The sequence below is a fragment of the Formosa algae genome (assembly GCF_001439665.1).
GTDB lineage: Bacteria > Bacteroidota > Bacteroidia > Flavobacteriales > Flavobacteriaceae > Formosa > Formosa algae.
The window spans coordinates 1-11,695 of sequence record NZ_LMAK01000066.1 but is presented as its reverse complement, the minus strand read 5'-3'; the positions used below and the strand labels follow the sequence as shown (position 1 = coordinate 11,695).

The following is an 11,695-nucleotide window of genomic DNA, read 5'->3' as shown; positions in this document are numbered from 1 at the left end:
TTTCTAAAAACGTTGCCGTTTTTAGCGGCTGCAAACTTACAACCTTTATTGTTAATAACAAGCCTTTTTTTATCTTTTTTTAAAACTAATCTAAATCCGATAAATATAACGCTGTTAATGAACTTCTTGCCTTGCTAAACTACCGTAGTTGCGTCGCTAAGCGGGTGCAAATATACCACCTTTTATTCTTAGCAAACTAATTTATTCTAAGCTTTTTTTGAAATAATTTGTAAATACATTGTTACTAACCTGTTACGTATGTTTTTTCTTTTGGGAGTATTGCGATGGTTTATATTAAGACGACATATACATACGTTTAGTGCACAAAAACACATGATCTAAATTACAGTTTATACTTTTTAAATTAATCTTTATCCTATGTAAGGTTTTATACACTCCCCCCTACTCTTACATATTATAATATAGAATAAGATTAATAAAAGAATGCTATGGCTATATAAGTTAGTTATAGTATTTTTAAAACAAAAAGACGTCTTATGCAATACTAAGTCGTAAAACCATAAAAACACTTAAAGTTTTGAGTATCGAAAAAGACATCATTATAATTGGAGCTGGTCCTATAGGAATTGCTTGTGCTAAAGCATGCAAAGAGAGTAACCTCAACTATCTGGTTCTTGAAAAAGGATCGTTAACCAATTCCATTTACAATTATCCATTAAACATGACATTCTTTTCTACTTCAGAGAAATTAGAAATTGATGATATACCTTTTATAAGTAGCAATCCAAAACCTAATAGAAATGAAGCTTTAGAATATTACCGACGTGTAGCTAGCTCTAACGACATAGCTATTAATTTATATGAAGCTGTAGACACCATTACAAAAGCAGATCACAAATTTACAATTCATAGCAACAAGAATCAGTACACCGCTAAGAAAGTAATTATCTCTACTGGATTTTACGATATCCCCATCACTTTAAACGTTCCTGGAGAAAACCTTCCTAAAGTTACACACTATTATAAGGAAGCACATCCCTACAGTATGCAAAACGTTGTTGTGGTTGGTGCCAGTAACTCGTCTGTAGATGCTGCTTTAGAAATCTATCGCAAAGGCGGACACGTAACTATGATAATAAGAGGCGATGCTATTGGAGAACGTGTTAAGTATTGGGTAAAACCTGATATTGTAAATAGAATTGCTGAAGGCGCTATAACGGCACATTTTAATTCTGAAATAGAAGAAATACAAGATGATGTTGTGATTGTTAATACACCTGAAGGACAAATTACTTTAAAAAATGATTATGTTGTTGCACTTACAGGTTATATACCAAACATAAAATTATTGGAAGATGCAGGAATCACATTTTCTGATGACGGTAAATATATTCCGAATTATGATGAAGACACTATGGAAACAAATATTGAAGGCCTTTATCTTGCTGGGGTAATATGTGGTGGTATGGAAACACATAAATGGTTTATAGAAAACTCCAGAATTCATGCCAAGAAAATTATCAAACACGTTACAAGTATCCTATAAAACCTAAACACATTATATATAAACATAAAAAGAGTAGACCTCATCGTCTACTCTTTTTTTATTTAACATCCAGATTATACTTTTAAGACTTATTCTCTATTATGGTACATAAAATGTACAACCAATATAAGAGAAGACATTATTAAACCTAACACAGAAACACCTGTCCATTTATAATGTTCCCAAGCAAATGCACCTAAAGACGTACCAAAAGCACCTCCAATAAAGAAGGACACCATATAAACAGTATTTACCCGATTACGTGCTTCAGGATTTTTTGAGAAAATGATATTCTGATTTGTAATGTGAAGTGCTTGCATCCCTAAGTCGACTAAAATTACACCTACTATAATTCCGAATAGTGAATATTCTGAAAACAAAAAGACTACCCAAGAAACAATCAATAATAAAGTAGACCATATAATAATTTTATTCTTTGGCATTTTATCATTTAATTTCCCAACTATAGTCGCTCCTAATGCACCTCCCATACCTAGAAGACCAAATAGTCCAGTTACCGTACTTCCATACCCAAAACTATCTTCCATTAAAAACACCAAAGTGGTCCAAAAGGCACTTAAACACCCAAAAGACAACGCACCACGCAATGCCGCTAAGCGCAGTGTCGGTTCAGTTTTAAAATAATGAAATACAGATTTTAGTAAACTTACATAAGTCCCTGAAAAATCCGGATTTAGTTTTGGTAATTTAAATCTTAACACTACAAAAAGTAAGCCCATGATTATAGTCGCCATATAATACATGGTACGCCATCCGTATTGTTCTCCAATAAAACCACTAATTACTCGGCTACCAAGAATTCCTATTAATAATCCGCTCATTACAATACCAATGGCTCGTCCTCGACCTTTTGCATCACTCAATTGTGCTGCCATCGGGACGAAAAGCTGTGGTAACGCCGATGTAAATCCTATAAAGAAACTACTCGCTATAAGTAATAGTATAGAATTTGAGGTGGCAGCTGCGAGCAAAGACATAATCATTAATACAAAATCGATTTGTAATATTTTATGATTAGACACTTTATCGCCTAAAGGGATAATAAACAATAAGCCAAAAGCATATCCTAATTGTGTGCTTAAAGCCACATAACTAACTTCAGATTCTGATACTCCAAAATCTACAGCTATTTGACTTAATAAAGGCTGATTGTAATATAAGTTAGCCACTACCAAACCGGCAGATAGGCTCATTAAATATAAAACGGTATTGGTAAGTTTATTCATATTAAATAAAAATCTAATGCCAAATTAAGCAATATCTATTAATACTTTTTTATAAAGTTTTAAACTGAAGACTATATTACTGAAAGACTACACCTTAAATTTCTATACATGGTTTATAGTCTATATTGAAAGCACAAGAATTAGCTATAAAGCATAAGTCTGCGGCTTTTTGATGAAGTGATTCTGCGACTTGTAATTGATAGCTATTTTTAATTTTAACTTTCGGATGAAGTACAACTTTAGAAAATGCACCACTGCCGTCGGGATTTAAACTTAAAACACCTTCTACAGTATCTGAATAATCTAGCACTGTAACTCCTGCTTGCTCGCATACATATATATACGACATAAAATGACACGAAGATAATGCTGCCATTAATAATTCTTCAGGGTTAAATTTTGTACCGTCTCCTTTAAAAGGCTTAGCTGCCGAAACATCTAGAGTTTTTCCGTCTTCTAAAAACACTTGATGCGTTTTTAAAGATCCACCAGATTGCTTTTCAATTTTAGCAGAGTCTAAATCCCATTGGTTTTGTATTTTAAATTGAAAGCTTATAGGCATAGTGATGTGGTTCTATAACAGTGACATGATGATTCTTAAAGCCATGCACTTAACCGTGTATGCTTTCTTTTTCCCCGTAACTTTTAATTAATTCGCCTTCAAAAGCAACGAGTTCCTGCCAGCGTTTATCAACATCAATTCCTGTTCCGTATTGTCTAGCAAAAGTGATAAATGTGGTGTAATGTCCTGCTTCACTAATCATTAAGTCGTGGTAAAATTTAGATAACTCTTCGTCTTTAATACGTTGAGACAGCAATTTAAAGCGTTCGCAGCTTCGGGCTTCTATCATGGCTGAAAACAATAAGCGGTCCACAAAACTTTGTTGCCTGTTCCCGCCTTTGTTCATAAACTTATAGAGTTGGTTTACATAATGATCTTTACGCTCGCGCCCTAACGTATAGCCTCGTTTTTTAATAATTTCATGTACCATTTGAAAGTGCTCCAGTTCTTCTTTAGCTAATGCTAATAGTTCGGTAACAAGTTCTTCATGCTCACTATTAAGGGTAATAATTGTAATGGCATTTGTAGCCGCTTTTTGCTCACACCAAGCATGATCTGTAAGTATTTCTTCAATATTACTTTCTACAATGGTCACCCAGCGCGGATCGGTTTCTAATTTTAGGTGAAGCATGCTCATGGTTTACTTTTTTTTGTAAAGGTAATTATAAATAGATGTAATTGTAATTACAACAGTCTTTGTTGTACCAGGTTATTTAATGTTTAAATACAAATCTTCAATTTCGTCCATAGAGTGCTTTTTTAATTCTGAATCAATTTTTAAATATTCTCCATCAAAAAATTGTCCAATAATCTTTTTAGGAATTTCAGGGTTTTCAGATTCTGTGTAATACTGTTTTATTTTTCTAATGGGATTATTTATATCGTCCGTTTTAATATGATTTCCTAGCCCGATAACAAATTGAAAACTGTCATCAGTATTTGGTGCTGTTCCAATTGACAAGTATTTTGAATCAGTTACATTAAACACCTCAAGATTTGACATATTGAAATTACCCGATTCATATTCGCTCCAAAAGTCCTTTTTCCAATCAATTTTTTCAAAATCGTTAAAATGTTTTTGTAAAAAAGTTGTTCCTAAAATTTTATAATAGTCAGTTTCAAGTTCTGGTGTATGCAATCGAGTAATAAATTCATTTGTCATATTTTTTTCGTGTGGATTTTCATTAGTTTTCTCTTTACAAGAAATCAAAATTAGAACTAAAAGGATGATTGTAACGATATTTTTCATAATGTCAAGTCCTGAAATATGGCTATAGGTTAAAATTGCTTTTAGGCAGATAATTGATATACCATATTTGGTGTTTTATAATCTAAAGATAAATGTAATCTGATTTCGTTGTATAGATTAATTGCATTTTTAGCGGCTCTTTTAGCATGTACAAACACCATAACACTTATCAAGGACTTTATGAACGCATAGTCGCCAAAGGAAAGAGTAAAAAACTCGCATTAATTGCAGTCTGTAATACCCTATTAAAACAAGTATTTGCCATAGCAAAATCAGGGTTTAATATATGATGATTCTCATAGAAGTACTTTAGTAAAAAATTAATGTAGTTTTACTTGTTTTTTACCACAGTAGTTTGTTGTACAACGTTTTTTAATATTCTTTTTCTTTTTTTATTTCTCCGTTTGCATAATAAGTTGTCCAGATTCCATTTTTCTTTCCATTGACTCTTTTTCCTTCTTTATATAGATAACAATTGCCCAATTTTCCAGAACATTTGTAAAGTCGGTTATATCTTTTAAATTTAGTTTCCGCTGGAGAGTCAAAAAACTCATTGAGATTTTTAGCATCCGAATCGATTTCAGTAGTTACAGATTCTATGGTTTTGTTTCCATTTCTGTCAAATCCATTCCAAGACAATGTATTTCCGTATTTACCCAAGTAACTTTCACTTGCTATTTGACCGTTTTTATAGTAATGAATCATTCTCCCAGTACCAGTTGAGTATTCCTCTGAATTATATATGTAAGTAGTCCAGCAGATTATCCAGTTAATATTACCGTTTTTATAATAAGTAGTATCAGTTTTACAACTGATTTCCTCTAGATCATTTACAAGTTCCAAAAATCGTTCAGAATGTTGAGAATGACATAAATTCCAAATAAGGACTAAGAATATGATTGAAAAATTGCGTTTCATTCAAATGTTGTACAACGAGTTTGTATATGGTTTGTTGCGTGGTTAAGCACCTAATTTAGCAAATAAAAACCGAATAGAAAGTCCGCTAAGACTTTCATAAGCAGGCTAGAACCTAGCAATAAAATATGTGCATTGTTGGCGGTTCGTTTTTATTCTTATTTGGACTTCAGATACTCTGTCCGAAAGTCAGTAAATTATTGTCTGGGTCAAGAATCGAAAATTCCTTTTGTCCCCAAGGTTTGATTTCCAATTTTCCATTTGGGTGAATTTCAGTTCGTCTTTCCAATAATGATTTATAAAATTCGTCAATATCATCAGTCCTAATATAAACTTGACCATAGTTTTCTTTTGGGTCGATTTCTTTAAATTCAAAGAAATGGATTTGGATTTGGTCTTTTTCCATCATCAAATAACCGTCAAAATCGGCATTCCCAAATTCATTAAAACCTAATCGGTTTGAGTAAAATTCCCGAGTGACTTTTTTGTCACGCATCGGTAATTTCGGATTGATGTCGGTCAGCATATGTTTATTTTAAGTTTTAAATCCAACGTTTTAATTGTCTAAATCAGTTCAATATTCGCCATTTTTCTTATTCCAGACGGATTTTATCAAATCACCGCCAACGGTCTCGTATAACCAGTTACGGGTTAAATTAGCATTTATTTTCGGTTAAGCACTGACTATACATTGTTGCCATTTCGTTGTTTTTTCCACTTTATATTTCAGTCCGTTTTCTTTTTCAGATTTTGATTTTATAATTCCAAGTAATTATTGGTATAAAACATATCTTGGTGGTTTTAGTCCATTCAGTCGCATATAAACGAGCATTTGTCCTCTGTGGTGGGTTATGTGGTCGGCAAGCAATAATAAAATCTGTCTTTTTGTTCTGTCCGCCCCAAAATAATCCAATCTTTCTTCAAGTTTATTCGGGTCAAAATTTGAGATGAATTCTATTGTTTTGTCAAAAGTCTCGCTGATTTTTTCAATCATTTCTTTTTTCGATTTATCGTCCACTTTAAGTTCTGTGTCTGTATTCCAATCTCTTGCTTCACGTCCGCCCATTAATGATTGACTATGCCAGTCCATTGCCCAACCAATATGCATTAAATTTTCCGAAAAACTCATTGATTCAAGCGTAGCTTTGAATTCATATTTATCTTCGGGCATAGTTTCCGCTACAAGAATTAAGTATTCTTTCGATTTTTCTAATCGTTCCAAATATTCTTTGATGAAGTCATTTTCTTGAGCAAAAATCGGCTGTGTTAATGAAGATAAAAGCATTACCGAAGTCAGAATTAATAGATGTTTTATGTTTTTCATTTAGTTCAATTTATTATTTCCGTTGAGTTTGGTCACAATGAATGGCAACGTTTAGTATATGAGCTGTGGCGTGTCTCGGAACAGACCTTTACTGATAAAAACTGGCTTTAGGAAATCCGCAGGATTTTCCAAGTGAGGACTGACCTAGCCATAGGTTATATACTGCTTAAGTTAGCATTTTAATAAAAAGTACTAAATTAAGATCTATAAAAAGAAAGCACAAAAGAGAGGAGTAAGGTTAATATACACGTAGAGACTACAGATCTCGTCAACATTGAAAATCCCCTCTCTTTTTCTACACAGATTTCGAACAGTTCTATGAGGCTATAAGACCTCGATTTTAAGTCGTTGAAACTCGCGTAGTGGTACTTTCAAAACATATTTTATTATGAATAAAGATATTAAATATTTTGAACTGCGAAGCACATCATGAATACCTATTAAAAAATAATAAAATATGAATAAATTGACATAAGCCATTTGGTTTTCGATGTCACAGATTCCGATGGTAATTATTACCAATTTAAAAACACGATTTCAGGTTTTAGAAAGTTTGTAAAACTTCTAGGAAGTGATAGTCATTGTGTGATGGAAGCCACAGGTTATTATCATTATCAATTGGCCTATTATTTATTAGAATCAGGGATAAAAGTCTCCGTAGAAAATCCCTTATCAGTGAAGCGATTTATACAGATGAAGTTGTCTAAGATCAAGACAGATAAGAGCGATTCTAAACTTATTTGTGAATACGCCAAACAAGTAGAATTAAAGCTATGGAAGGGTAATTCTAAACATCAAACAGAATGTCTACAAATGACCAGACTCCTTGCTGTGTATACAAAACAGACGACTATGTTGAAAAATAAATTACATGGAGAAGCTGTTTTAGGTAATCCAAGTAAAGCGGTTGTAAGTTCTCTAAAACGAAGTTTAAAGCAAGTTCAGAAAGAGGTTAAAACCTTAGAAGACAAACTTATTGTATTAGTAAAAGAAGTGCATCAAGATGTCTTAACACGTTTAAAAAGTATACCAGGAATTGGAGCTAAAACCTCTTTGATGTTGGTGGTGTTAACAGACGGGTTTGAACGTTTTACAAGCGGTAGTGAATTATGTAGTTATGCCGGATTAACACCTGTGATTAGGAAGAGTGGAAGCAGTGTAACTGGTCGTCCACGGATTAGTAAAATAGGGAACCAAAAGCTACGGAGCTTGTTATTTATGTGCAGTTTTAATGCATGTAAATATAACAAAGCATGTAGAGAAATTTATGAGCGAATAGTGGCTAAGGGAAAGAGTAAAAAACTCGCATTAATTGCAGTCTGTAATAAGCTATTAAAACAAGCATTTGCCATAGCAAAATCTGGGTTAGTTTATGATGATTCACATAGAAGTACTTTAGTAAAAAATTAATGTAGTTTTACTTGTTTTTTACCACAGTACTTTGTTGTAACCAGTTTTTATTGGTTTCTTCTTGTCATTTCATCTTGTGTGATATAACCATCTTTGTTTTTGTCTCTATTCTGAAAATTTTCTTTTAGATTTCCTTTAGCTTCAGATTTTGATATTTTTCCATCATTGTTTGTGTCCATTCTTTTGAGTATATTCGTGAAACTTGGAGGCGTGTTTTCATTTGTTTTTTCTTCCCTTTGTCGTGGTTGGTTTTGCCTTTGCTGTGTTTGGTTTCTTCCTCCTCCAATTTTAAAATCGTTACTTGGTGTTCCCATAAAACATCTGCTAGCAGAAGGAAACTCATCTGACACTACATAATAATATGTTCCGTTTGGAAATTCTGGTGTTACTCCAGTTCTTCCGTTACATTCATCTAAATCACCATAGTTATTTTGGTATTCGTAATCACGCACATATTTTCCAGAATATGTTCCGTTTGGTGCAGAAATACCATCTCCAGGTCGTTCTCCTTTTTTTAATGTGTAACTAGATTTTAATTGAACAACTTTACTCTTTGCATCCATTGGGTCTTCATAACCCATTTTATAATACATAGGAAATCCGTCTGCTGCCCAACCCACTAAAGTCATTTTGTTTTTATCAAAATCAGCAACCAATCCTGTTGGTGTTCCATGATAGTGATACTCGCCATTTGGTTGAACGTGAGCGTTGTTATAGTCTTCACCTAAGTTCACTTCTTCACTTAAAGGTTCAAGTGTCCATTCATGATTAGGTTCATTTGTTTCTATGTTTCTAAAATATTCGTTGGCAGAAGGCTCAAATTTCACTCCATTAATAGCAACACCAAATACATAACTTGGTCTTCCTTTATCAATTCCTAAATCATAAACATAGGTGATTTTGTTCGCTAATGTTGGTGTTAAATCAATAGTATATTCTTTGTTTTGTTCTGTAATTGTGTTTGGATTTCCTTTTGTGGGAAATTGACCAACAGTATGATTTGGAATAGCATTGGATTTTATAATTCGAACATCATTTTTTTTATCTTCTGTTATAGAAACTTTGTTTTGAAGTAATAGTTTTTCCTTGGAAGAGTTCTTTATTTCTGGCAAGTGTTCATTATTGTGCGAATGAGATATGCCGTTATGACTATGAACCTCATTTTCTAGCGGTAATACCATCAAATCTTTAGCGTATAAAACTCTGCCCACATAGTTTTTGCGAATTTCGGTAGATGTAGCTTCTTTATCAACATTTGTAAAGTTGAAATGTGTTAATACCAAGTTTTCAACATTAGCCTCTTTAGCCATTTGCGAACTTTCTACTAAATTTACGTGTGCTTTTTCTTTAGTTTTAGTATTGCTTCTATCGTTGTTACTTCTTGTAGCATTTCTTTTTTTTCCTAATTCAATAGCTCCACCAGAATCCATAATTAAATAATCGGCATTGTTAGCCAAAATAGGTAAGGATTTGGAGTATGTTAAATCTCCAGAAATTACAATAGATTCACCACCTACATCAAAACGATAGGCTAAGGTTTCAATCGTGTGGTTTACAGCAGTGTATGTGATTTTTATATCTCCAATATAAAGTGGAGAGTTTCCTGTCAAGTTTTTAGCTGCATAGTTGGACTTTACACTTTTTAAACTTCTTCCAGATTTTGATAATCTATACTCAATATCTTCTTTATAAATATCAATAATATTATCAATTATTGACGTTGTTTGTTTTGGGCCAGCAATAGTTGTTTTATTTCTGCCAAGTAGCGACTGAATAAAAATAGGGGCAAACTCCTCATTATGGTCTAAATGATGATGTGTAAAAAGAAAACCATCAATGTCTTTAATTTTGGTGTTAATTTTATGGAGGTTGGCTTGAGTACCATTTCCCATATCTACTAAAATTTTAGTGTTCTTGTAGGATATCAATACAGAAGGACCCGAACGTTCTGTATTAAATTTAGGTGAGCCAGAGCCAATTATTGTTGCCGTTAAATGGTTATTATTTTCTTGTGCAAAAAGTTTAGAGCCTAAGCAAACCATCATTAATATTAAGTATTTTATCATTTTAAATATTTTGTTTGTTAGACACTTTTTTTTCTAAATGGTTTAATTTAAAAAGGAAGTAAATTCAGACAGGTTTAGTTAAATTGGTTACAACGGTTTTGTATAAGGTTAGTTGCGTGGTTAAGCAACTAAGTTAGTAATAGGGAACGAACCAGAGGAAAATCCGAAGGAATTTTCAAGTAGGCTAGAACCAAGCAATTAATTTTATACGGTGTTGCCCATAGTTATTTTTCTTTTAATATCTGCAAAAGGTCCTCTGCTGTATGGAAATCAAAATCAATCACATTTTTATCTGTATCAAAGATAATTTTTGTTGGATAATAAGTAATTCGGTATTCTGGAATTATGTTTGAATCTGAACCTGCATATAAATTAATCCATTCTATTTGGTCTTGCGAACTGCTCTTTTTCCAAACAGCGTTTTGTCGGTCTACGTTTATTCCGATTATTTCTATTCCCTTTTCTTTTAATTGACTATAGAAAGGTTTTGCTTCATTATTGAATTTTCTGCACGGAACACATCCAGACCACCAAAAATCGAGTACTGTTATTTTATTATTTGAGATAATATTGGATAGAGTAATTTCATTTCCATTAAAATCAATTAATTTAAAGTCTTTGAAAGAAGTGCGTGTAATATTACTCGCAAAATTTGAAATATAACTTTCGATAATTTTGTAATCAGGAGTTTTATTTAATGTAGTATCTGTTTCAATGAATAAATCATTAATCTCTTTTTTTTCTGATGGACTTAAATAGTCAAAACTGAAAACATCGCTTTCAAGAATTCTCCTTAAATAATGTAATTTTATTGAAGCATATTCTTTTTTATTTAGTTCATTTTTAATTAATTCTAAAGTTTTAAATTTCACATTTGGATAAATATGTTTATTCATACTGTCATTTTTGATGCTATCTCCAAAAACCCAAACACCTCCATTAACTTCCCAATATTTTTTATCAATTTTTCTTGCGTAAAGATTAATATCGCTTTTTAGAATTGTATCTGAAATAAATGTCAGTTCATCAAATTGTTCTCCAAGTTCGAAATCAAATACTATTGTGTCTTTTGTCAAAAATAGGGTAGTTGGCAACCTTTTATTGAGTTCCTTGTTGACAACTGAAATACCAGCCTTTTCAACAGCATTTAATTTGCCTTTAAAAAGGTATTCACCATTTTTTATTTCTGAAATTAATGTGTCGTTTGGATATTTACTTGGAATAGTCAATTTTAGTAGTTTTCCTTCTCCATTTTTGACATTTCCAGTTAGGACAAATTCAAATTCTTTATCATTAAAATTTTCTTTATTTTTTTGATTCATGCAAGAATTAAGAATAATTGCAGAAAGCATTATTAAAGTTGTGATTGTTCTTTTCATAATTATTGGCAACGGTTTTGTGTATCTTAAGTTAGC

At 32.3% G+C, this 11,695-nt stretch carries 11 protein-coding genes and 1 pseudogene; 3 read left to right on the top strand and 9 right to left on the bottom strand.

Annotation, left to right across the window (positions count from 1 at the left end):
• The first annotated feature begins 538 nt into the window (after positions 1-538).
• Positions 539-1,507 (top strand): YpdA family putative bacillithiol disulfide reductase, encoded by a 969-nt coding sequence (locus AST99_RS14015; RefSeq protein WP_057782713.1) that lies wholly within the window; start codon positions 539-541, stop codon positions 1,505-1,507.
• A gap of 89 nt (positions 1,508-1,596) precedes the next feature.
• Here AST99_RS14015 and AST99_RS14010 read toward each other — a convergent pair whose 3' ends face one another.
• From AST99_RS14010 to AST99_RS13995, 4 genes are all read right to left on the bottom strand, one after another.
• Positions 1,597-2,754 (bottom strand): MFS transporter, encoded by a 1,158-nt coding sequence (locus tag AST99_RS14010; protein ID WP_057782711.1) that lies wholly within the window; start codon positions 2,752-2,754, stop codon positions 1,597-1,599.
• Between the two features lie 94 nt (positions 2,755-2,848).
• Positions 2,849-3,316 (bottom strand): OsmC family protein, encoded by a 468-nt coding sequence (locus AST99_RS14005; RefSeq protein ID WP_057782709.1) that lies wholly within the window; start codon positions 3,314-3,316, stop codon positions 2,849-2,851.
• 49 nt (positions 3,317-3,365) lie between these two features.
• Complete coding sequence (locus AST99_RS14000) at positions 3,366-3,947, bottom strand: MiaE family protein (protein WP_057782707.1); 582 nt, start codon at positions 3,945-3,947, stop codon at positions 3,366-3,368.
• A gap of 78 nt (positions 3,948-4,025) precedes the next feature.
• Positions 4,026-4,478: a hypothetical protein gene (locus AST99_RS13995; protein WP_209542155.1), complete on the bottom strand. Its 453-nt coding sequence runs from the start codon at positions 4,476-4,478 to the stop codon at positions 4,026-4,028.
• Positions 4,479-4,741: 263 nt separating this feature from the next.
• Between AST99_RS13995 and AST99_RS19025 the strand changes: the two are divergent.
• A pseudogene (locus AST99_RS19025) lies at positions 4,742-4,855 on the top strand (IS110 family transposase); the annotation flags it as partial.
• Between the two features lie 82 nt (positions 4,856-4,937).
• On the opposite strand, the gene AST99_RS13990 reads toward AST99_RS19025, so the two are convergent.
• From AST99_RS13990 to AST99_RS13980, 3 genes are all read right to left on the bottom strand, one after another.
• Complete coding sequence (locus AST99_RS13990; protein WP_057782703.1) at positions 4,938-5,483, bottom strand: hypothetical protein; 546 nt, start codon at positions 5,481-5,483, stop codon at positions 4,938-4,940.
• Positions 5,484-5,649: 166 nt separating this feature from the next.
• A complete protein-coding gene (locus AST99_RS13985) occupies positions 5,650-6,006 on the bottom strand; it encodes a bleomycin resistance protein (RefSeq protein WP_057782701.1) in 357 nt (118 codons plus the stop codon).
• A gap of 246 nt (positions 6,007-6,252) precedes the next feature.
• A complete protein-coding gene (locus AST99_RS13980; protein ID WP_057782699.1) occupies positions 6,253-6,804 on the bottom strand; it encodes a DinB family protein in 552 nt (183 codons plus the stop codon).
• A gap of 465 nt (positions 6,805-7,269) precedes the next feature.
• On the opposite strand from AST99_RS13980, the gene AST99_RS13975 reads away from it, so the two are divergent.
• Complete coding sequence (locus AST99_RS13975) at positions 7,270-8,214, top strand: IS110 family RNA-guided transposase (protein ID WP_057782697.1); 945 nt, start codon at positions 7,270-7,272, stop codon at positions 8,212-8,214.
• Between the two features lie 47 nt (positions 8,215-8,261).
• On the opposite strand, the gene AST99_RS13970 is transcribed toward AST99_RS13975, so the two are convergent.
• Together AST99_RS13970 and AST99_RS13965 are read right to left on the bottom strand one after the other, a co-directional pair.
• Entirely contained in the window at positions 8,262-10,280 is a 2,019-nt protein-coding gene (locus AST99_RS13970) for a YHYH protein (RefSeq protein WP_083495700.1), read from the bottom strand.
• 224 nt (positions 10,281-10,504) lie between these two features.
• The coding region (locus AST99_RS13965) for a TlpA family protein disulfide reductase (RefSeq protein ID WP_083495699.1) at positions 10,505-11,695 on the bottom strand (1,191 nt) is incomplete at its 5' end.

Excerpts from the sequence above, each read along its gene's own strand:
- AST99_RS13970 (WP_083495700.1), bottom strand. The coding sequence starts at position 10,280 with ATGATAAAATACTTAATATTAATGATGGTTTGCTTAGGCTCTAAACTT.
- AST99_RS14005 (WP_057782709.1), bottom strand. The coding sequence starts at position 3,316 with ATGCCTATAAGCTTTCAATTTAAAATACAAAACCAATGGGATTTAGAC.
- AST99_RS14010 (WP_057782711.1), bottom strand. The coding sequence starts at position 2,754 with ATGAATAAACTTACCAATACCGTTTTATATTTAATGAGCCTATCTGCC.
- AST99_RS14000 (WP_057782707.1), bottom strand. The coding sequence starts at position 3,947 with ATGCTTCACCTAAAATTAGAAACCGATCCGCGCTGGGTGACCATTGTA.
- AST99_RS13995 (WP_209542155.1), bottom strand. The coding sequence starts at position 4,478 with ATGACAAATGAATTTATTACTCGATTGCATACACCAGAACTTGAAACT.
- AST99_RS13980 (WP_057782699.1), bottom strand. The coding sequence starts at position 6,804 with ATGAAAAACATAAAACATCTATTAATTCTGACTTCGGTAATGCTTTTA.
- AST99_RS13985 (WP_057782701.1), bottom strand. The coding sequence starts at position 6,006 with ATGCTGACCGACATCAATCCGAAATTACCGATGCGTGACAAAAAAGTC.
- AST99_RS13990 (WP_057782703.1), bottom strand. The coding sequence starts at position 5,483 with ATGAAACGCAATTTTTCAATCATATTCTTAGTCCTTATTTGGAATTTA.